The sequence below is a fragment of the Flavihumibacter sp. UBA7668 genome (assembly GCF_002483205.1).
Lineage (GTDB): Bacteria > Bacteroidota > Bacteroidia > Chitinophagales > Chitinophagaceae > Flavihumibacter.
This window is the reverse complement of record NZ_DLHM01000001.1, coordinates 772,916-795,172: the sequence shown is the minus strand read 5'-3', so window position 1 is coordinate 795,172 and position 22,257 is coordinate 772,916. Positions and strand designations below refer to the sequence as shown.

Annotated in this window: 14 protein-coding genes; 4 read left to right on the top strand and 10 right to left on the bottom strand. The window is 42.7% G+C overall.

Translation table 11 applies throughout. The annotated features are described in order from the left end of the window. Positions 1-12 precede the first annotated feature (12 nt). The 4 genes from B2746_RS03375 to B2746_RS03360 form a co-directional block, all read right to left on the bottom strand. A complete protein-coding gene (locus B2746_RS03375; RefSeq protein WP_290790986.1) occupies positions 13-2,685 on the bottom strand; it encodes a 4-alpha-glucanotransferase in 2,673 nt (890 codons plus the stop codon). A gap of 134 nt (positions 2,686-2,819) precedes the next feature. Continuing rightward, positions 2,820-2,975 carry a hypothetical protein gene (locus tag B2746_RS03370; RefSeq protein WP_214457374.1) on the bottom strand — a complete coding sequence of 52 codons (156 nt, stop codon included), beginning with the start codon at positions 2,973-2,975 and terminating at the stop codon, positions 2,820-2,822. 144 nt (positions 2,976-3,119) lie between these two features. Next, entirely contained in the window at positions 3,120-5,015 is a 1,896-nt protein-coding gene (gene dnaK / locus B2746_RS03365) for a molecular chaperone DnaK (RefSeq protein WP_290790984.1), read from the bottom strand. A 186-nt stretch (positions 5,016-5,201) separates the two neighbouring features. Then, positions 5,202-5,699: a GtrA family protein gene (locus B2746_RS03360; RefSeq protein WP_290790983.1), complete on the bottom strand. Its 498-nt coding sequence runs from the start codon at positions 5,697-5,699 to the stop codon at positions 5,202-5,204. A gap of 27 nt (positions 5,700-5,726) precedes the next feature. Between B2746_RS03360 and argS the strand changes: the two genes are divergently transcribed. Continuing rightward, positions 5,727-7,505, top strand: coding sequence for an arginine--tRNA ligase (gene argS, locus B2746_RS03355; RefSeq protein ID WP_290790981.1), 1,779 nt, complete (start codon positions 5,727-5,729; stop codon positions 7,503-7,505). 23 nt (positions 7,506-7,528) lie between these two features. Here argS and B2746_RS03350 read toward each other — a convergent pair whose 3' ends face one another. Together B2746_RS03350 and glgB are read right to left on the bottom strand one after the other, a co-directional pair. Further along, on the bottom strand, positions 7,529-8,554 hold the full coding sequence (locus B2746_RS03350; RefSeq protein ID WP_290790980.1) for a tetratricopeptide repeat protein: 1,026 nt from the start codon (positions 8,552-8,554) through the stop codon (positions 7,529-7,531). Positions 8,555-8,584: 30 nt separating this feature from the next. After that, the gene (glgB, locus tag B2746_RS03345; RefSeq protein ID WP_290790979.1) at positions 8,585-10,540 is read right to left on the bottom strand and encodes a 1,4-alpha-glucan branching protein GlgB; all 1,956 of its coding nucleotides are present in this window, start codon (positions 10,538-10,540) and stop codon (positions 8,585-8,587) included. 145 nt (positions 10,541-10,685) lie between these two features. Between glgB and B2746_RS03340 the strand changes: the two genes are divergently transcribed. Together B2746_RS03340 and B2746_RS03335 are read left to right on the top strand one after the other, a co-directional pair. After that, a complete protein-coding gene (locus tag B2746_RS03340; RefSeq protein WP_290790978.1) occupies positions 10,686-13,451 on the top strand; it encodes an outer membrane beta-barrel family protein in 2,766 nt (921 codons plus the stop codon). A 4-nt stretch (positions 13,452-13,455) separates the two neighbouring features. After that, positions 13,456-14,208: a GLPGLI family protein gene (locus tag B2746_RS03335; RefSeq protein ID WP_290790977.1), complete on the top strand. Its 753-nt coding sequence runs from the start codon at positions 13,456-13,458 to the stop codon at positions 14,206-14,208. Between the two features lie 122 nt (positions 14,209-14,330). On the opposite strand, the gene B2746_RS03330 is transcribed toward B2746_RS03335, so the two are convergent. The 4 genes from B2746_RS03330 to B2746_RS03315 all read right to left on the bottom strand — a co-directional run bounded on the left by B2746_RS03330 (position 14,331) and on the right by B2746_RS03315 (position 20,506). Then, the gene (locus B2746_RS03330) at positions 14,331-16,184 is read right to left on the bottom strand and encodes a glycoside hydrolase family 13 protein (protein WP_290790976.1); all 1,854 of its coding nucleotides are present in this window, start codon (positions 16,182-16,184) and stop codon (positions 14,331-14,333) included. Between the two features lie 25 nt (positions 16,185-16,209). Further along, on the bottom strand, positions 16,210-17,619 hold the full coding sequence (locus B2746_RS03325) for an MFS transporter (protein WP_290790975.1): 1,410 nt from the start codon (positions 17,617-17,619) through the stop codon (positions 16,210-16,212). 147 nt (positions 17,620-17,766) lie between these two features. Beyond that, positions 17,767-19,044, bottom strand: a complete 1,278-nt coding sequence (locus B2746_RS03320; protein ID WP_290790974.1) for a glucose-1-phosphate adenylyltransferase — start codon at positions 19,042-19,044, stop codon at positions 17,767-17,769. 43 nt (positions 19,045-19,087) lie between these two features. Next, positions 19,088-20,506 (bottom strand): glycogen synthase, encoded by a 1,419-nt coding sequence (locus B2746_RS03315; protein ID WP_290790973.1) that lies wholly within the window; start codon positions 20,504-20,506, stop codon positions 19,088-19,090. Positions 20,507-20,647: 141 nt separating this feature from the next. Between B2746_RS03315 and B2746_RS03310 the strand changes: the two genes are divergently transcribed. Then, complete coding sequence (locus tag B2746_RS03310; RefSeq protein ID WP_290790972.1) at positions 20,648-22,249, top strand: MFS transporter; 1,602 nt, start codon at positions 20,648-20,650, stop codon at positions 22,247-22,249. Positions 22,250-22,257: the final 8 nt, after the last annotated feature.

Below are 22,257 nucleotides of genomic sequence, written 5' to 3'. Positions count from 1 at the left end.
AACCTAAAAAAATTATGCGCGTCCGCTTGCTTTTATATAGTCTTTTAAATCCTGGTTGAAGGTTTTTTCTTTCTGAAGTTGCTCCAGGGTCAGGTGCATCCGGTACCTCCAGTAATGTTTTGGATTGGCCGGTACATTGATTCGTTCATCTGCCGGATCGGCTCGCCGCAATTGCTCATCTCCTCCCAACAGATCCTGCAACTGGAAAATGCTCCACATGGCAGGCGAATGGAGGTGCTGGATTATTATCTGTTTATTGATCCAGGCTTCGCAAAATACCGGAGCTTCTCCCCATTGCCCCAATTCATTATTGAAGAAACGCTGGGTTTTGGCCCGGTCCTCTTCCCACCAGCCCCGAATGGTACTCATATCATGGGTGGATGGCGTAACCACGGACAAATAGGGTGCATCATTTGGATGAAAAAATTCCTTCGTTGGATCCTTCGGCATTCGCTGTATTTCAAGGCTCAAAATTCCAAGCTGGTTCATCACATCCGGTACACAGTCCGGTACCATACCAAGATCTTCACCGCAAATCAGCATATTGGTAGATGCTTTTAGTGCGGGCAATTTATGCATGGCTTCTTCCTGCCAGAAAGCATCCTGGCGACGGAAGAAATAATTTATATAAAGGTCTTTCAGTTTCTGTTGCGTATCCCATTCCAGCGATTGAAAAGAGCTTGTCTGATCCATTCCAAACCTAAAATGATAATAATTTCCATTCGATCCCTCCTCCTCAAACAGAATCACATTACTGTGCAAATCATACAATCCCTGACGCAACCAGTTATTGTTATCCCGCACTCCTGCTTCAACAAACCAATTTTCAATCTTACGTTGGGTATCAAATTCCGGCTTGAAAAAATATTGTCCATAACCGGTTGGTTCAAGAAAGGAATCCTTTACAAATCCGGATAACTCTCCGAATCTGCGGTCAACTTCATTTTCGGTTATATAAGGTCGTGAATAACGGATATGATCAAACCAAATGCCTCTCTCCTGAAATTCTTTTTTATGGACCCCAATGGCCGGTACAAATCGTCCCATGATTCCTTCAGTTGCCTGATAGGGAATGGACCAGATCCGGAAGAATCCAAGTATGTGATCAATTCGAAAGGCATCAAAATAATCGCTCATCTGGGCAAAACGACGTTTCCACCAGCCAAAGCCATCTTTCTGCATTTGCTGCCAGTTGTAGGTGGGGAAACCCCAGTTCTGACCCTTTATTGCAAAATCATCCGGGGGCGCGCCCGCTTGTTGATCCATATTGTACAATTCCGGTGCCACCCAGGCATCGCAGCTATAACGGTAAATCCCAATAGGAATATCACCTTTTACGATGATGCCATTTTTATGAGCATATTCAGTGGCTGCTTTCAATTGGGTATGCAATTGAAACTGCAGATAGTAATGAAACGCTATTTTCGAGTAGGCATCGCTGTCAGTGGCAACCAATTTGGCAATAGCAGCAGCATCATATTGACCATGGCTTGACCATCGGGTGAAATCGGAACTTCCATTTTCATCACGCAGATAGCAGAATGCTGCAAAGGGTACCAGCCAATCTTCATTTCGGTTGAAAAATTCCTGATAGTCTTTATCCTGTAGCCAGTTTTCTTTCTGGATTTCAAATAATTGCAACAGCAGTTCCAATTTCAATTTCAATACCGCCTCATAATCCACCACAGGTAATTCATTCAAAAATTTCTGCTGCTCCTTGTATGGTTTTAGCAGCGAAGCGGATTTTTTTCCTGCAACTACTTCCAGATTTATAAAAATAGGATGTAGTGCAAAAGCGGAAATGGCCGCATATGGATAGGAATCTATCCAACTATGAGTAGCTGTTGTATCATTGATGGGAAGCAGCTGAATCAGTTTCATGTCAACAGATGCTGCCCAGTCAACCAATTCCTTCAGATCTGTAAATTCCCCTATTCCCCAACTATTTTTTGTTCTTAAACTAAAAACGGGGATCGCAACTCCTGCACCTTTCCAACCAGTACTGGGAACCTGCAGAAAGCCATCCTGTACAATGGTGAGATGTTGTCCTGCATCACCAAATAATTGACGATTTTCACCCGATTCAAACTGTACAAAACTTTTATTTTTTGTATTGTAGATGCCGTATTTATATTGAAGCGGAAAACCTTCTTTGGGCAATTCCATGGCAATTGTCCACCAGGTACCTTCTGCCTGCAGCAGGATCGGTTTTTCGGTAGACCATTCCCCGAGTGTAGTTCCCGCACCAGACAGGCAAACCACTTCATTTTTTTTCAGCAGCGGTGCTTTTACGCGAAAAATATGACTGAAATGTTTTGGTAGTTTGGATTTCTTTTTTCCAGTATGCTGCAACAATGTATCCTGAAATGGTGCCGTGTAAAAAGCATTTTCATAGAATCCTGCATGGTTCCAGGTATCTACCACCTGGATTTCGTCAAATCCAGTTAAATCGCTCTGCAACTGGCGATCCCTTCCCCATTCCGAAGTTATTTTACCGTCAATATCCTGTAGCTGATAATAATAGGTAAAATTTTCAATCAGAGAGGGATCCAGGTCAATCTGGGCAAACCAGTATTGATTATTAAACCAATTCATGCGAATTGGGGCCTGTTCATTGGGTAGTCCGGAAATCAGGAGTTCCTGTCCGACGGTTGTATAAAAGCGTAGGTAAAACTGAATAATCATGCAATCGTTGTTTGGGCTGGTCGAATCTGCAGTAAAAATAATTTATTTGTGTATATTTTACACATTTGTTTTCCTGTAGGATAAAAAAAACCCCGCCATTGGCAGGGAAATATAGTAAGAATTTCAACACAGGCTTAGATGATGTCCATGGCCTTTACGAAACTGGTACACACAAAAGGAATAATCATCGTCAGGTATTCCCAATGCAGGAAGATAGCTGCCAATAATGCGGCTGTCGATACAAAAAAACCTAACCACCAGATTCCGGTATTTTTCTTCTGAGTTTCCATGTTTTGCAAAGTAAAAAATTAAAAGTAAAAAGTAAAGACCCCGCAAAAATAGCCAATTCTACCAAATACCCAAAAGGAAAAAGCGGCCGATTTTACCGGCCGCTTTTTTATAAAGATGCTTTCACCTTTCACCTTTCACCTTTTTTATTTGACTTCTTCAAATTCTGCGTCTGTCACATTTTCTCCACTCGCGCCCTGTGCTCCTGCGTTTCCATCCGGTTGCGGCGCACCACCTTCCTGCTGAGCTTTGTATATCTCTTCAGATGCAGCTGTCCAGGCAGTATTCATTTCTGTTACTGCTGCATCAATGGCGGCGATATCCTGGCTCTTGTGGGCATCTTTCAATTTGCCCAACGCAGTTTCAATCGGCGCTTTTTTATCGGTTGGAATCTTTTCTCCGAATTCTTTCAATTGCTTCTCGGTTTGGAAAATCAGGCTATCTGCCTGGTTGATTTTTTCCACCCGCTCTTTGGCTTCTTTATCGGTAGATTCATTGGCTTTCGCTTCAGCTTTCATTTTTTCAATCTCTTCTTTGGTAAGCCCGGATCCAGCTTCAATCCGGATCTTTTGCTCCTTACCGGTTCCTTTGTCCTTAGCAGTTACATGCAGGATACCATTGGCATCGATATCGAAAATCACTTCGATCTGAGGAACGCCGCGGGGAGCCGGAGGAATACCATCCAGGTTGAACATACCCAGACTCTTATTCTGATTTGCCATTGGACGCTCGCCCTGCAGTACATGAATTTGTACGCCCGGCTGATTGTCGCTGGCAGTTGAGAAGGTTTCTGATTTTTTGGATGGGATGGTGGTATTGGATTCAATCAGTCGGGTCATTACTCCGCCCATTGTTTCGATACCCAGACTAAGCGGAGTAACATCCAACAGCAACACATCTTTTACTTCACCGGTTAATACTGCACCCTGAATACCTGCCCCTACTGCTACTACTTCATCCGGGTTAACTCCCTTATTTGGTTTTTTACCAAAGAATTTCTCTACAATTTCCTGCACTTTGGGAATCCGGGTAGACCCACCAACGAGAATGATCTCATCAATTTCGGAGGTGTTCATTCCGGCATCTTTCAATGCCTGCTCACATGGTTTCAGACAGCGGGTGAACAGATTATCCGCCAGCTGCTCAAATTTAGCACGAGTCAGTTTTTTAACCAGGTGCTTGGGCACACCGTCTACTGCGGTTACGTAGGGCAGGTTGATTTCTGTTTCAGAAGAAGATGAAAGTTCAACTTTGGCTTTTTCCGAAGCTTCTTTCAAACGCTGCAGCGCCATTGGGTCTTTCCGAAGATCTACATTCTCGTCCTTTTTGAACTCTTCTGCAAGCCAGTCCATAATCACTTTATCGAAATCATCACCACCCAGGTGTGTATCACCATTGGTTGATTTTACTTCAAAAACACCGTCACCCAATTCCAGGATGGACACGTCAAACGTACCACCACCCAGATCAAATACCGCGATTTTCTGGTCTTTTCCTTTTTTATCCAAACCATATGCCAATGCCGCAGCAGTTGGCTCATTCACGATGCGGCGTACATTCAGTCCGGCTATTTCACCGGCTTCCTTGGTTGCCTGACGCTGGGCATCATTGAAATAAGCAGGAACGGTAATTACCGCCTCTGTTACTTCCTGTCCCAGGTAATCTTCAGCAGTTTTCTTCATTTTCTGCAGAATCATGGCACTGATTTCCTGTGGGGTGTACAATCGACCATCAATGTCAATTCGTACAGTATTGTTATCACCTTTGGCAACCTTATAGCTCCAATGGCTGATTTCTTCAGTTACTTCATCAAAGCGGCGTCCCATGAAGCGTTTCACCGACATAATGGTATTATGCGGATTGGTGATGGCCTGGCGTTTGGCCGGATCGCCCACTTTACGTTCTCCGTTCTTCAGGAAGGCTACCACCGAAGGCGTTGTTCTGCGTCCTTCATCGTTCGCGATTACTACGGGTTCATTTCCCTCCATAACCGATACGCAACTGTTGGTAGTTCCCAGGTCGATGCCTATTATCTTTCCCATATCTATAATTTTCCTTTAATGAATGAATGTATTTTCTATTGACAATCAATATGCCAAGCCCAGTTTTAAGTGTTAAAATGGCAGTTTTGTCAGGTTGGCCGCTGCTAAACTGCCAAAACGCTTTTACCCGCCGGGTACCACCGGTCGGGTGGCACCCGGCGGGTGAAGAAAAACCGCCATTTTGCCCTATCTTTTAAAAGTGAAATTTCGCTGGGAGAAGTAACTGAAGGAAACGACGATCAAAGTAGTGAGAATTTTGGCCACTGTTGGATAAATACCAAACTGTTCCACAAAAAGTTTTATAAATATATAATTTAAGAAAATACAAGCTGTTACAAGCAAGATATAACGAAATAGCTGAACCCTGCCCCTCAAAACAGAGTCATTGAAGACGACTGTCCGGTTAAGAAAAAATCCCATTGGAAAACTAATACAAAAAGAAATGACAAAAGCCATAATATGGGGCGTAACGATGGCATCCCGCCCAAAAGCAGTAAATCCAAGATCTATATCCTGTTTATCAAGAATATAATTATAAGAAATAAAATAGATCAGAATATCAAGCACCGTGTTCCCGCCCCCGCAGGCGATGTACCGAAAGGTTTGCAGCGGAATATATCGCCTGAACGGAGGATAAAAGAAATCAATCACCCGACTAATGCTTTGACTCACCCATGCTAACATGGGCGCAAATATATATTTTTGCCGCCTATGGCTATTACACAACAGATCCAAAGCATTGTTAACAGCGCACTCAGCGGGTTATATCCGGAATTAAGCGGACCGGCAAATTTTCAGATCAACCAGACCAAACCTGAGTTTGAAGGCGATTATACCGTCGTTTTATTTGGGCTCACCAAAGCCCTCCGCCAAAAACCGGAGGAATTAGGTGAAACCCTGGGAAAATTTCTGGTTAACCAGAACTCCAATTTTTTTACTGCTTATAATGTGATAAAAGGGTTTCTGAACCTTACCATCGCCGATTCTTACTGGAATGCGTTGCTGGAAGAACATTATTATAATCCTTCCTATGGTAAAGCAGCTCCCAACGGGAAAAAAGTGATGGTTGAGTATGCTTCTCCCAATACCAATAAACCCCTGCACCTGGGGCACTTGCGGAATATTTTCCTTGGCTGGAGTATTGCGGAAATTCTAAAATCCGGCGGGTATGAAGTAATTAAAAGCTGCATTGTTAATGATCGAGGTATTCATATCTGTAAAAGCATGATTGCCTGGTTGCGTTTTTCCAATGGTGAAACACCCGGATTGGCGGGCACTAAGGGGGATCATTTTGTGGGTGATTATTATGTAAAGTTCAATGATGCATATAAAGCAGAGGTGGAAGCACTGGTAGCTGCCGGAAAAACAAAAGAAGAAGCTGAAAAGCAGGCTCCAATAATGCTGGAAGCACAGCAAATGCTGGTGGATTGGGAAGCCGGCAAAACGGATGTGATCGAACTCTGGAAACAAATGAATGGATGGGTCTATGATGGATTTGCCGCTACCTATGAATCAATCGGTGCAAACTTCGATATCACTTATTACGAAAGCAATACCTATCTGTTAGGGAAAAAAATTGTTCAGGAAGGTCTTGGAAAAGGCGTCTTTTATAAAAAGGAAGATGGCAGCGTTTGGATAGATCTGACCGAAGACGGACTCGATGAAAAACTCGTGCAACGGAAAGATGGAACATCGGTATATATAACTCAGGATATTGGGCTGGCCCAACAGAAATACGAAGAGTATGGAATGGAGCAGAGCATTTATGTTGTGGGCGATGAACAGAATTATCATTTTAAAGTGCTCAAGCTGATTGCTGAAAAACTGCAATTGCCGAAAGCAGACGGAATCTATCATCTTTCCTATGGGATGGTTGAATTACCAAGTGGAAAAATGAAAAGCAGGGAAGGAACCGTAGTAGATGCGGACGATTTGGTAGCTGAAATGATCTCCATAGCCGAGCAAAATACCAAAGAACTGGGCAAGGTGGATGGCTTCACCGATATCGAATTGAGCGAACTGTACAATACCATCGGGTTGGGTGCATTGAAATTCTACCTGCTTCGGGTGGATCCTCAAAAGAAAATGATCTTCAATCCGGAAGAGTCTATAGATATACATGGATTCACTGGTCCATTTATTCAATACACTCACGCCAGAACCAAATCAATATTAAGAAGGGAATCTGTTACCGATTCTATAGACTGGATGCAGGATAGTTTACTGCCAATGGAGAAATCAATGCTGGTTACTCTTGAACAATTCCCTTCAGTAATAGAACAGGCCGCTACTGAACATAATCCTTCAGCTATGGCCAACTATATCTTCCATCTCTGCAAACAATTCAATTCGTTTTTAACGGTTCATCAGATAAGCCGGGCGGAATCTGTCAATAAAAAAGAACTTCGATTACGCATAGCTGTTATGACGGCGCATGTTATTTCGGCAGGAATGGGTATGTTGGGTATTCGGGTTCCGGAGAAGATGTGAAGAAGGGAAGCTCTCCTTTCCTCCTATAATCCAAACATGGATTTCTTCTCCTTAAGCTTAGCTAAGGAAGGATCCATTTTAATGGCTTTTTCGCAGAGGTCTTTGCCTTTATTGTCTTCGCCTTTTTTGATATAAGCGATGCCGATCATGTAAACAGCTCGGGCCTGACCGGGATCAATTGCCAGCATTTTATCCCAGGTCTCAATGGCTTCGTTTGATTTTCCGGAATAATAGAAAGATTCTCCCAAACTGAACAGCACTTCCATATCCTGTGGTTTGCGTTGAATGATTTCCTGATAGAGCGGTATACTTTTATCAAATTGTTTATTGCCGTAATAAGAATTAGCATAATTCTCCAGAAAATCATTGCTACGCGGATGTCCGGCTGCCAATGCTTTCTCAAACCATACAATGGCATGTGGTTCATCAGGAATAGCGGAAAAGGTCATCGCTGCTTCATACATCCATTTGTTATTGGCCGGATCCAGTCGAAGGGCCTGTTCATAACATCCTGCGGCCCGGCGATAATTATTCATTTCAATATAACAACGGGCTGCAATAAAAGGCATCTGCGCATTGCTGCTGTCTTTTTTCCAGGCGCGTTCAATGGATTCCAGGCAACTGCCATAATGTTCGAGCTCGAAAAAGGAACGGGCTGCCAGCCAGTCTAAATTGGCCTTCGATCCCATGGTTTTTGCCTGTTGAACCAGATTGATAGCTTCCTGAAACTGACGGGTCTGGAAATTCAACTCGGCCAGTTGCCGAACCAGCGCCGTATCTTTTGGAGTCGCTGTAAGTAGCTTCTTGTAGGTTTCGCGGGCAATGACATAATAGCGAAGTTCCATCGCCATATCTGCCATCCCCTTTAATGCTTCCGGATGATTGTCATCAAAACTGGTTGCCTGTTTATAATTTTGATAAGCAGGCAGGTATTGACGGCGGGAGGCGGCTTCCTCCCCTTGTTGAACATAATAGGAAATACTGTCCTGTTGCGCTTCTGCGAAGAGAACAATACTTACGCAAAGTAGTAGAGTTATCAGCTGTTTCATAGTTAATGGACGGTGGGTTTAACCCCTCTTTTATTTGAGTACTACAGCCCCTAACGGAGGGAGGTGTAGGTTTATTTCAAATAATTCGTTGTTTTTATCCACCTCAGTTACGATTATTTCCGGATTGTACACATCTCCTGTTCCCCAATATTCCTTTTGGTTGCTATTGAACAGTTCCTTCCATGATTTTTTTCCAAAGGCGGTGAATTTCCAGTTCATCCGCACTTCCGGTGTCATATTTAGAATTACCAGCAAATCATCGGCCGGATTTTCACCCTTACGGCGGTACACAACCACCGACTCGGCACGATGATTCAGGTCGATCCACTCAAAGCCCCCTTTTTCAAATTGTTTTTCATACATCGCGGGCTCGGCCTTAAGCAGATGACAGAGTGCTTTGACACAGTTTTTCATGCCAGCATGACTATCAAACTGCAGTAATTCCCAGGGCAGTTCGGATTTATAATTCCACTCAACAGAGGAACCGAATTCATCCCCCATGAATAATAATTTTCCTCCGGGATGCGTAAACATATAGGTATATAACAAACGCAGATTGGCAAATTTTTGCCATTCATCTCCCGGCATTTTGTAAATCATCGGGCTCTTGCCGTGTACTACTTCATCGTGACTCAGGGGCAGCATGAAATTTTCATCGTAATAGTACATCATGCTGAAGGTGAAAGCATCCTGTTCGAACTGGCGATAAAGCGGATCTTTTTTAAAATAACGAAGGGTATCGTGCATCCAGCCCATCATCCATTTCATGCCAAATCCGAGTCCGCCTTCAAAAGTGGGTTTCGATACACCGGGCCAATCGGTTGCTTCTTCGGCAATGGTTTGTACATCAGGAAAATCGCGGTAAATGGTTTCATTAAAATCTTTGATGAAAGCAATGGCTTCGAGATTGCCATCGCCCCCGAATTCATTGGGCTCCCATTGACCTTCTGTCCGACTATAATTCAGTTTCAACATAGACGAAACGGCATCTACCCTGAAGCCATCAATATGAAACTGATCAAACCAATACCGACCACTGCTGATCAGAAAGGATTTAACTTCTCCCCTTTTATAATTGAAAATATAGGAATTCCAATCGGGATGATAGCCCTTGCGCATGTCTGCATATTCATAGGTATGGGTACCGTCAAACATAAATAATCCATGTGAATCATAAGGAAAATGGGATGGAACCCAATCGAGAATAACACCAATTCCTGCAGTATGAAAAGCATCCACCATTGCTTTGAAATCCTGCGGTGAACCAAAGCGCGATGTTGGCGCAAAATATCCTGTACCCTGATAACCCCAACTGCCATCAAAGGGATGCTCCATTATTGGCATAAATTCAACATGGGTAAAGCCCATCTCTTTAATATAGGGGACAAGTCTGGCTGTTATCTGCTCATAACTGTTATAACTTTCTTCATCATTTTTATCCGGACGCATCCAGCTGGCAAGATGGATTTCATAGACACTCCAGGGAGCTTTCAGTGAATTGTGTTGTTTTCTGGTTTTCATCCATTCAGCATCCTGCCAGGCGTAAGTTGTATCCCAGGTAATGGATGCAGTGAGTGGTCTTTTTTCCCAAAAGCGGGCGAAAGGATCCCCTTTATCCGCTTCGATGCCCTGGAACCCCTTGATTCTGTATTTGTACACCTCCCCTAATCCAAGTGTTGGAATAAATCCCTCCCAAATGCCGCTTTTATCCCAACGGGGATTTAATTCGTATTCATTGTTCTGCCAATCGTTGAAATTGCCTTTTACTGATACACTGGTGGCATTCGGGGCCCATACAGCAAAATAAATTCCCCAGGTATCCAGCACCTGAATGGAATGGGAGCCGAATTTTTCATAGAGCGTATAATGGGTGCCCTGTTGGAAGTTTCGGATATCCTCTTCCGTTAGCAGGGAGTAATTCCAGACATTTTTCGTGGTATCAATAAAGTTATCTTGTTCGTAGGATCTTTCTGGTAATGAAGGCATAATCAACACGTTATTCTTAAAATTAAGGGAAATTAGGGGTTAATGGGTGGTTTGTTAAAAGCAGCTTTAACTAAGTATTAATGATTAGCGGTAATTCTATTTAAAAATTAAATCCAAATTTTGAGCACGCCAGCTAAACCCAACTATGAGAAAATTATTGAGCCTGATTGGAGCATTATTTCTATCTGCGATTCTCTATGCCCAAACTACTGAAATAAGAGGAGAAATTGCAGATACTTCTGAAAAAAAACCACTTGCCAATGCGGTGGTTGCGCTTCTCTCCACCGATTCCGTTTTATTAAAACATACGCGCACAGATGCGCAGGGCAGATTCAGTTTAAAAGCAACAGATGGAAAGCCTCACCTGCTGATGGTTACTTATCCCAAGTTTGCTGATTTTCTGGATGTGGTTAATCCGGTGGGCCCCCGTTTTGAAATGGGCAAAATCAACCTGATTAAAAAATCAGTTTTACTGGAGGAAGTAATCGTTTCTCAAAAAATTGGTGCTATCCGCATGAAAGGCGATACGCTTGAATTCAAAGCAGACAGTTTTGCTGTACGGCAAGGTGCAAATGTGGAGGAATTATTAAAGCGATTCCCTGGATTTCAGGTGAACCAGAAAGGAGAAATTACGGCACAGGGGGAACGGGTGCAGAAGGTATTGGTGGATGGAGAAGAGTTTTTCAGTGATGATCCTGCAGTAGTTACACAGAATCTCCAGGCAGATGCTATTGATAAAGTACAGTTGTTCGATAAAAAAAGTGAACAGGCTACATTCACGGGGATTGATGATGGTGAAAAACAAAAAACCATCAACCTGACTTTAAAAGAAGACCGGAAAAAAGGTTATTTCGGCAAAGCAAAATTGAGTGGAGGAACCCCCCATTATTTTGAGAATGAAGCTATGATTAATGCGTTTAAGGGAAAACGTAAGATTGCTGCCTATGGAACCATGGCCAACACAGGTAAAGCAGGTTTGAGTTGGCAGGATAATGATCGATTTGGCGGTGGTTCCAATATGGAATACAATGAGGATGAGGGATATTTTTATTCCTTCGCAGAATCGGATGAGTTTAATACCTGGGGGGGGCGATTCAATGGAGAAGGATTACCCAAAGCCTGGACGGCCGGAGCGCATTATTCAAATAAACTGAATGCCGATAAAACACATGTCAACGGCAACTACCAGTTTTACAAGCAGAATATTGAAAATGAAGGGACGAATACAAGTCAGTCGATACTCGCAGACCGGTTGTTTTATAATAACAGCACCCGTAAAACTTCCACGATGAATCTGAAGCACCAGGTTTCGGGTTTTTATGATGTAAAGCTGGATTCCTTATCGAGTCTGAAAGTAAATGTAAGTGGGGTGGTTGGCCAGGCAAGGAATGCTTCGGTATTTACAGCTGAATCACTTGGAGATTTGGAGCAACTGATTAATAACCAGGATCGCCGGCTGAGTTCTATTGGTGATCGGCAGCAGATGAAAACCTCTGCAATCTGGAGAAAAAAATTCATGAAAGTGGGCCGGACACTTTCCGTGAATTTTGATCAGCAATACCAAAATAATAAGACCACCGGAAACCTGTATTCTGTTAACCGTTTTTTTGATGAAAACGGTGAGCTTGTAAATTCGGATACGGTGGATCAGGTAAAAAACAATTATACCCAGTCCAATATCTGGGGAGCCCGCATTTCCTATACAGAGCCGATTTCTAAAAAATGGTTTGTTGAAACGAATTACGGATACCGGATTAATAACAGTAAAGCATTACGCAGTTCCTTTGTAAAGGATTTTAACGGGAAATACGAAGTCCTGGATAGCCTGTTTAGTAGTGATTATGCATTTGATTTCAATACACATAGTACCGGCCTTAATTTCCGTTTCAATGGTTCTAAGATAACCGCCTCCTTTGGATCGAATATCAATTTTGCAAATTTCCTGCAGAAGGACCTGGTTCGGGACACAGTGTATGATTATAACTTCACCAACTTTTTCCCCAAGGCGAATATCCGATTTAAAATGGGGGCGCAGAGAGGGTTGAATTTGCGTTACAATGGACAAACTTCCCAACCTACCTTACAGCAGATTCAACCGATTTTAGAGAATACGGATCCATTGAATATTCAGGTGGGTAATCCGAATTTGAAACAGGAGTTCCGCCATAATATCGGATTGAATTATAATGATTATAAAGTGCTGACCGGGAGAAGCCTGTATTTCAACGGCGGAATAAATTTTATCGACAACGCCATTAGCAGAGCGGACAATGTGGATGATCAGGGACGCCGGCAATTTAGTTTTGTAAACGTAGACGGGAATTACAATTATTACTTATATACCGGTTACTGGAAAGAGCTGAAAAAGATTAAAGCGAACTTCAACTTTAGTTTAAATTTTAACGGAGGAAAAAATAACAACTTTGTCAACCAGGTAAAAAACACCAACAAGTATTCTACATTGGGCGGTCAGGTTGGGTTTTTCAAACAAAAAGAGAAAAAATACGAAGTTGATATGTCATTTGGACCAAATTATACCAGAAATGTATCTTCTCTTCGTCCCGATGTTGTAACAAAATATTGGACCACTGATACCAGGCTGGGAGCAACCGTTTTTTTCCTGAAAGATTTTGAATTCAATTCGAATATTAATTATCAGTGGAGACAAAAAACGGATGTGTTTGGGCAAGACCGGAATGTGATTTTATGGAATGCACACGTTGCTAAAAAATTCCTGAAGAAGAAAACTGCTGAAATTCGGTTGTCCATTAATGATATTTTAAATCAGAATATCGGATTTCAGCGGAGTGCATCCAGCAATTTCATTTCTGAAAATACCTATAGTACCCTGCGCCGTTATTGGTTATTGGGTGTAATCTGGAATTTCAGTCGTAATCCTGGTCAAAAATAAGTATATGAAAAAAATCATTCTTTCAATAGGGTTGGTATTAGGTGGACTGTTGACTGGCTTTTGTCAGGCCAGGTTTTTAGGTGCAGGTACCATAGAATTCGAACGTCGGATCAATATACACCGGCAGATGGAGAGGGAAAATGTCGAAGAAGAAAGTGATTTCTGGAAAGAATTTATGTCGAAGCAGCCAAAATTTCAGAATTCGTATTTCAATTTATCTTTTAATAAAGACAAAGGTTTGTATCAGCCGGGACGGGAACCGGATAAAAAGCTGGAGCCCTGGTTATTGGGTCCGGCTAAAGAGAATATTGTACTTACGGACTATTCAAGCAATCAGCTGATTAGCAGAAGGAAGGTCTTTGAAGAAAATTTTATTGTAGAAGATAGCCTGGATAGATTGGAATGGAAGATTTCCAGTGAAACCAGGGAAATAGCCGGATTTGAATGCCGGAAGGCTGTGGCAGTGATCAGTGATTCTGTATATGTTGTAGCTTTCTATACAGATGAAATCCCGGTGAGTGGCGGTCCGGAGTCCTTTGGCGGTTTGCCGGGAATGATTCTTGGTTTGGCCGTGCCCCGTTTGTATACTACCTGGTTTGCGACCAAAGTAGAAATTACGGAAGCACCAGCTTCAGCCTTCAAGATAAATGAGCGGGGTAAAAAAATTGCAGGCTCTCAAATGGCCACACTTCTCCAATCCACCTTCACCGACTGGGGTAAACGCGGAGAGAAATTCGTCTGGTGGTCCCTCCTTTAAGTGTTAGAGAGGTGTCAGACACATGTTAGAACACACTACCATTAGACGTCAGATACATGTTAGAACATTCTTAGACATGTATCTGACACCTCTCCAACAGAGTTCCAACACCTGTCTGACACCTAATCCAGGTTCAATACGAGCATGGACATGGGACGAAGGGTTAAGGGGGCAGTTAATGAGTAAGAAATACCGGATGGGATATCAACCCCCGACTTAAATCCGGCAGTTCTCTCTGCAAAACGGTTGAAATCCAGGGTTTTAGCATGCGGCATCGTATTCATGATACACATAACCGTCTGGCTGCCGTCATACCTGAAATAAACATACACCCCGTCTTCCGGAACAAACTGCATCATCTTACCGGTTTTCAATGCCGATGAAGTTTTCCTGAACTGCGCCAGTGTCCGGATATGCTGATAAACTGAATTTTCTTTTGGAGTTCGTCCGGCTGCAGTAAACTTATTTTCTTTATCCCCTGGCCAGCCACCTTTAAAATCGAGCCGTACCCAACCATCCGGATTGGTAAATCCAGTCATCAGTAATTCATTTCCATAATACAATTGAGGAATGCCCCGAAAGGTCAGCAGCCAGCTCAAGGCAAGTTTATATTTTGCGGTATCCTCCCCTATCACACTGTAAAACCGGGCAAGATCGTGGTTATCCAGAAAGATTACCTGTTTCATCGGATCACGGTACATATAATCCTGTGCCGCTGTGGTATATAATTTATTCACGCCATCCGTCCAGCCAAATGGCTTTGTCAGACTTTCCTGAATCCCATAAAAAAGGGTTTGAAAATCAGTAGTACCAGGCAGATTACTTTTAAATGGTACATCACCCAGGTTATTTTCAGTAAAATAAGCCTGATTGGGAACCCCATGCACCCAGGTTTCACCAAAAATACTAATCCTCGGATACTCCTCCAGCAAGGCCTTATTACAACGGTTCATAAAAGCAAGATCATTGTAGATATAGGTATCTACCCGCCATCCATCCACGCCAAATTCCTCCACACTCCAGATGGCATGTTGAATCAAAAAATTAGCAACATATGGGTTTCGCTGATTTAAATCAGGCATCAAGGGCGTAAACCAGCCATCCAGTAATTTTGTTTTATCCGCCTGACTGGCATACGGATCAAAAAGTGCCTGGTCTTTATAATTGGTACCGGTATAGGAGGGCCATTCATGTAGCCAGTCCTTCATTGGTTTATCCTGAACAAAAAAATGATAGAGCCCCGTATGGTTATAGATTACATCCTGAATCAGTTTCATTCCCCGCTTGTGCAATTCATCACTTAATCGCAGATAATCTTCGTTTGTTCCTAACCGTGGTTCCACCTTGTAATGATTGGTGATGGCATAACCATGTTCGGTGCGATCCGGCATATTATTCTGCCAAACAGGGAGCGGCCAAAGCGCCGTTATTCCCAGATCCTGTAAATAATCAAGGTGATTAATGATGCCCTGAATATCGCCTCCATGCCGGTGATAAATTGAATCGCGGTTGAGCGTCTGATCCAATAATCCAGCGATCTTATCATTATCCGGATTTCCATTACTGAACCGATCCGGAATCAATAAATACACCAGATCCTCCGAACGAATACCCTGCGCATAGGTATCGCCGTTACCAGTTCGCCGGGCTTTCAAAGGAAAGGAAGCCGTTGCTGTATTTTTTCCGACTTTACTATTGATCTGTAATTTTCCCGGTTTAGCAGCACTTGATACTATCAAATCAATAAATACATAATTCGGATTTTCGGCCGCCGTAATTTTTTCCACCACCACACCGGGATAATCACCAACTGAAATCACCCCTTTGCCAAATTCCTTTCCATGTACCATTACCTGTACTTTCGGATTATTCATGCCAACCCACCAGTTGGTCGGATAACAATTGATTTCCTGTGCCTGAAGAGTAGTAATGATCGTCATCAAAAACCCTACCGTCAAACTGTTTCTAAACGCCATATAATATCAATGAGTGATTAAATAATCAAGCCCTGTTGGACATCAATTTCTTTTCCTGCTGAATTTTTATCCAGCCTTCATCATATACAAATAATACACTGATGGCGGCACATATCATAAAAAAACCCGCCAGTACAATAGCGTAAATCGGTTGGCCATCGTATATGTTTTTTACAATCCAACCATTCACCAAACCATTTACAATTTGCGGAAGGGTAATAAAGAAATTGAAGATGCCCATATATATGCCGAGTTTTCCCGCAGGGATGGAACCTGAAAGAATTACATAAGGCATTGCCAGTATACTGGCCCAGGCCAAACCCACCCCTACCATGGAAAACTTCAGCATAGCCGGATCCTTCAAAAAGAATATTGAAATCAACCCAATTCCACCTGCAAAAAGCGACAAAGCATGGGTCATTTTACGTCCAAACTGACGTGCAATTATCGGCAACATTAGTGCATACACCATTGCCACGAAATTATACACTCCAAATGCTGAGCTTACTTTGTTTCCGGCATCATTGTATTCAACCGATTTTGAATAATCACCCGATAATCCATATACATGGGTAGCCACAGCATCCGTCGTAAACACCCACATACTAAAAAGGGCAAACCAACTGAAGAATTGCACCAAACCCAATTGCTTCATTGTTTTCGGCATATTTCCGAAATCCTTAAATATATCAAGCAAACTGCCTTTTTCTGTTGATAACTCCGGCTTACCATGGTATTTTTCATATTCTGCAGGTGGATATTCCCTGGAAAAAAATACAGTTACCAATATGGCAGCTATAAAAACTGCTGCACCTATATAAAAGGAGTACTTAATATTATCAGCTACACCAGAAACTCCGGCATCTTTACTGAATCCCGATTCTGCCAGTAATTCCGGCAATATGGATCCAACAACAGCTCCTAATCCAATTAAAAAAGTCTGAATACTAAACCCAAGTGTACTCTGCTTATCTGATAAGTTATCTGCCACCAGGGCTCTGAATGGCTCCATGGCAATATTAAAGGATGCATCCATCACCATCACCATTCCTGCACCTATCCATAAGGCAGGAACCAATCCTGCCAGACTTGCGGAATTCGGTAAAAAAATCAAAGCGATGGAAGATAGAATGGCCCCCGTCAAAAAATATGGCTTTCTCCTCCCAACCCGATTCCAGGTGCGGTCACTGTAATGTCCAATTATTGGTTGTACAATCATCCCCACCACCGGAGCTACCAGCCAAAATGCCGGCAGGTGTTCCACATCTGCGCCAAAGGAACGTAAAATCCGGCTGGTATTGCCATTCTGCAAAGCGAAACCAAACTGAATTCCCATAAATCCAAAACTCATGGTAACAATCTGCGCAATTGATAAAACAGGTTTTGGATGCAGTCCGTTTTTCTGCTGACCACCGGAAGGTGCCGTTACAGCCATAGCAATCGTTTTATAATGTGTAAGAATTACACAACAGTCGAAAATAAGAAAAAAGGTGAAAGGTGCATGGTGAAATATGAAAAAAGGTGAAAAAAGTCCCCACAATCCGGAAACCCTTTTCACCTCTCACTTTTCACCTTTCACCTACTATATCACAAATCCATTCGGGATCACCGCCCCTTTCTTCACCACTACAATTCCATCTTTCACCGTATATAATGCGTGATCGCAATTTTCAAGATGAGGGCCACCATTGATGCGAACATCGTCTCCTATCCGCACGTTTTTATCAACAATAGCATTTTTAATATAACAGCGATCTCCGATTCCTAAAATCGGTTGACCGCTTTGCCTTGCCTGGTTCATATCATTGATGGTTTCGAAATAATCATTTCCCATCAGGTAACTGCTTACCACCGTACTACCATGACCGATCCGGGAACGAATCCCCACAACTGTAGTTTCTACCCGGGATGCATTTATAATAGAACCTTCCGCAATCACCGTTTTCTCCAGCGTAGAGCCGCTGATTTTTGCAGGCGGCAACATACGTGCACGGGTATAAATCGCGTTTTTATTATCAAACAAATTGAATTCCGGAATGTCTTTAGTCAGGCTGATATTCGCTTCAAAAAAGGAATAGATATTTCCGATATCCGTCCAATAGCCATCGTACTGGTAACTGCAAACCTTGTATTTATGAATTGATTCCGGTATAATTTCCTTACCGAAATCCGTAGCATCTTTTTTCTCGTTTTCAAGCAGATCAAAGAGCAGTTTTCGGTTGAAAATATAAATCCCCATTGATGCCAGGTATTGACGTCCCTGGGTCCGCATTTCGTCGCCGGTATCACTGATCCATTCCGGTAATACGTCTTTTTTGGGTTTTTCAACAAAGGAGGTAATGAATCCTTCCGATGCTTTTAATATTCCGAATTCCGGTGCTTCCCGCTCAGCAACGGGAATGGTAGCAATTGAAATATCAGCCCCGTTTTTCTTGTGGTTTTCCAGCATTTCACTGAAATCCATCTGGTACAACTGATCACCTGATAAAATCAAGACGTATTCGCTTTCAAAAGGTGTAATATGTCGCAAACTTTGCCGAACGGCATCGGCTGTACCCTGAAACCAGGTGGGATTATCCGGCGTTTGTTCTGCCGCCAGGATATCTACAAAAGCAGCACTGAATGCACTGAAATGATACGTGTTCTTAATATGCCGGTTAAGCGAAGCCGAATTGAACTGGGTTAGTACGAACATCCGATTGATATTGGAGTTCATACAGTTTGAAATGGGAATATCCACCAGTCGGTATTTTCCTGCAATGGGAACAGCGGGTTTACTTCTGCTGGCAGTGAGCGGATAAAGGCGGGTACCTGCACCTCCGCCAAGGATTACGGCAAGTATTTCTTTGCTGATTGACATATCGTTACGTTTGGATTAGATTGATTTAAAGCACTCGGGACTCTTAAGGTAATAAAGATTTATATAAGTCGATGTATTGTTTGGCACTGACATCCCACCCGAAATCAAGTTCCATTAATTTGCGGCGGATGGAATCAAACTGCAACTGATCTTCATACAATTCAACGGCACGATAAACTCCCTGGGTTATATCTCCCACACTGGCATTATTAAAGGAAATGCCATATCCGCCGGGCTCACCAATATCCAGCACCGTATCTCTGAGTCCACCTGTTCTGCGCACAACCGGCACCGTTCCATAACGCATGGCGTATAGCTGGTTCAGTCCGCATGGCTCTACCCTGCTCGGCATTAGCAAAAAATCCGCTCCTGCATACATTCGATGGCTCAGTTGTTCGTTGTATCCGATTTTGGAATTATAATACCCCATCCAATACGATCTCATGTTCTCCAATTCCTGCTCCACATGTGTTTCACCGCTACCCAGCACCAGAAAATTCATGCGCTGATCTATATAATATAAAGAATCGCCAATTGCTCTTGGTAACAAATCCGCTGCTTTTTCCCCAACCAGTCTGCCGATAAACACAAAAAGTGGCTTATCCGGATTCAGGTTAAACTCTTTACAAAGCGCCTCTTTATTGGCTCTTTTCCCTATTGCGAGCGTTTCAATGGAATAATGTTCTTCCAGATAGGTGTCGCTTGCCGGATCCCATACATCCGAATCAATTCCGTTGATGATTCCCACACATTTCCCTTTCTCATATTCGAAAAGAGCTTCCAGTCCGTTACTTTCCTGCCGCATCTCATACAGGTAACTCCAGCTTACCGTTGTCACCTTCCAGGCACTGCGAATACCCGCAGCCAGCGGATTAATCATATTATTCCAGTCCAGCACTCCCCAGCGCCAGCCATCCCAATGCGGAATATAATCGGCTTTACTCCAATCCATCCAGCCCTGGTATTGGGCGTTATGAATAGTAAGTACGGTAGGAATTGCTTCCAGATGACTGTACTGGTAACAATGTTTGATCATAAACGGGATCAGTGCTGTATGATGGTCATGCACATGTATTAAATCCGGATGATGTTTCCAGGAACTAATCCAGTCCACAACTGCAATTTGGAAAGAAGTGAACCGTTCCGGATCATCGGCATAGCCATAAATTTTCTCGCGGTCAAGTAAACCATTGATGTCGACCAGGTATAAATCAAATCCAAGTTTATTGGTGGATTCCTTTATAATGGTATAATCGAACCAGGTGGCGCCCAAATAAGCACTCGACTTATGCACGACCTCCCATTTATTTTCATACAGGAATTTCGTCCTGTACATAGGCATTACAACTTTACAAATATGACCGGCTTCTGTCAGGTATTTAGGTAATGCTCCGACCACATCCCCTAAACCACCTGCCTTTGCTACCGGATAGCATTCGGCTGATACATGAAGAATTTCCATAGAAATAATTACGATTGAATATAATAAGAAATTGAATTGGGGGGACGATCCATTGAAAAAATTTCAGACAAATAAAATTCTTCCTATTTTCACTGCTTCTGTGCAAGGTCATATTGACAAATTAAAAACCTGGACTTTATCATGTCGCAAACCAAACAACCAACAAATACAGGCGCTTTAGCAACGCTTGTAATGGTTTTCTTTTTCTGGGGTTTCATTGCTGCCTCAAACAGTATACTGATCCCATTCTGCAAAACCCATTTTAATCTGAACCAGTTCCAGAGCCAGTTGATCGGTTCTGCGTATTATGGAGCTTATTTTATCGGAAGCCTGATTTTGTTTATCGTCTCCAATGTTTTAGGGTACGATATCCTTAATAAGATTGGATACAAAAAAGGGATTATTTACGGACTTTGGATCTCTGTGGCAGGTGCTTTGCTGATCATTCCTTCGGCCAATGCCAATTCCTTTCCTGCCATTTTGGGCTCCTTATTTATTGTTGCACTTGGCTTTTCACTTCAACAAACCGCGGCACAGCCTTTTGCCATTGCATTAGGTGACCCGTCCACCGGAACCCAGCGACTGAATCTGGGTGGTGGGGTTAACTCTTTCGGTACTACACTGGGGCCCATTATTGTTAGTTTTTTCCTTTTTGGTTCAGTAACCGATACCGGAAAGGAGGTTACAATTACCAATATCAATACACTGTACATAATTGTTGCAGCGGTTTTCGCAGCTGTTGCCTTGTTTTTCTCGTTTTCAAATCTGCCAGATGGTAAAAACGATGAACGTTTTGAAAAGGCAAATAAAGCCGCCGGTGCATTGTTATTAATGACGGGAATTATTTTGGGGATCATCCTGATAGGACAATTTACAGATACCAGCAAACTGGTATTACTACTGCTTACACTTATTGCTGTAGTAGTTATACTATTTTATTCCAATGGTGCTGCAAGAAAGAGTCCCGATGGTTGGGGTGCAATGAAATATGAGCAACTTATTTATGGAATGATCGGCATATTTGTTTATGTTGGTGTTGAAGTTACCATTGATAATAACTTCGGCGCATTATTAAAAACACCCGGTTATTTTAATGAAATGGGGCTCGATGAAAGCGAAATTTCCCATTTTATTTCCCTTTATTGGGGCAGCCTTATGATCGGGCGCTGGACCGGAGCAATTGGCGTATTCAATCTATCAGCCATGGGTAAACGAATTGCGACCATTGTGGTGCCATTCATAGCTTTTGCCGTGGTGCTCTTTGCCAATCATCTTAAAGGAAACGATATAAGTGATCTTTATGGCTATTCTGTTGTGGTGGTGATTATGATCCTGGCTTTCTTTTATGGACAGGAAAAACCCGTTAAGACACTGTTGACTGTTTCTGTACTCGCTACCATTTTCATGCTGATCGGGGTATTTACAAACGGACTTATTTCCGTATATGCGTTTATGGCAGGTGGATTATGCTGTTCTGTTATGTGGCCTTCAATTTTCTCCCTTGCGGTAGCCGGACTTGGTAAATATACCAGTCAGGGTTCTGCATTTCTTATCATGATGATCCTGGGTGGCGCCGTACTTCCTCCTTTACAAGGAGTATTGGGCGATCTCAAGGATATGCATTTTTCTTATCTATTAGCAGCGGCCTGTTTTGCATTCCTTGCTTATCTTGCGCTGAAACTTAAAAACGTATTAACCTCCCAGGGACTGGATTTCGACAGTCAGATCGGTGGTGGACATTAATTGCAAGC

What these genes read in the sequence shown, in the direction of transcription:
- B2746_RS03335 (WP_290790977.1), top strand. Translation starts at nt 13,456, where the DNA reads ATGAAAAAAATCATTCTTTCAATAGGGTTGGTATTAGGTGGACTGTTG.
- B2746_RS03360 (WP_290790983.1), bottom strand. Translation starts at nt 5,699, where the DNA reads ATGTTAGCATGGGTGAGTCAAAGCATTAGTCGGGTGATTGATTTCTTT.
- B2746_RS03350 (WP_290790980.1), bottom strand. Translation starts at nt 8,554, where the DNA reads ATGAAACAGCTGATAACTCTACTACTTTGCGTAAGTATTGTTCTCTTC.
- B2746_RS03340 (WP_290790978.1), top strand. Translation starts at nt 10,686, where the DNA reads ATGAGAAAATTATTGAGCCTGATTGGAGCATTATTTCTATCTGCGATT.
- dnaK (WP_290790984.1), bottom strand. Translation starts at nt 5,015, where the DNA reads ATGGGAAAGATAATAGGCATCGACCTGGGAACTACCAACAGTTGCGTA.
- B2746_RS03375 (WP_290790986.1), bottom strand. Translation starts at nt 2,685, where the DNA reads ATGATTATTCAGTTTTACCTACGCTTTTATACAACCGTCGGACAGGAA.
- B2746_RS03325 (WP_290790975.1), bottom strand. Translation starts at nt 17,619, where the DNA reads ATGGCTGTAACGGCACCTTCCGGTGGTCAGCAGAAAAACGGACTGCAT.
- B2746_RS03315 (WP_290790973.1), bottom strand. Translation starts at nt 20,506, where the DNA reads ATGGAAATTCTTCATGTATCAGCCGAATGCTATCCGGTAGCAAAGGCA.
- argS (WP_290790981.1), top strand. Translation starts at nt 5,727, where the DNA reads ATGGCTATTACACAACAGATCCAAAGCATTGTTAACAGCGCACTCAGC.
- B2746_RS03320 (WP_290790974.1), bottom strand. Translation starts at nt 19,044, where the DNA reads ATGTCAATCAGCAAAGAAATACTTGCCGTAATCCTTGGCGGAGGTGCA.
- glgB (WP_290790979.1), bottom strand. Translation starts at nt 10,540, where the DNA reads ATGCCTTCATTACCAGAAAGATCCTACGAACAAGATAACTTTATTGAT.
- B2746_RS03370 (WP_214457374.1), bottom strand. Translation starts at nt 2,975, where the DNA reads ATGGAAACTCAGAAGAAAAATACCGGAATCTGGTGGTTAGGTTTTTTT.
- B2746_RS03330 (WP_290790976.1), bottom strand. Translation starts at nt 16,184, where the DNA reads ATGGCGTTTAGAAACAGTTTGACGGTAGGGTTTTTGATGACGATCATT.
- B2746_RS03310 (WP_290790972.1), top strand. Translation starts at nt 20,648, where the DNA reads ATGTCGCAAACCAAACAACCAACAAATACAGGCGCTTTAGCAACGCTT.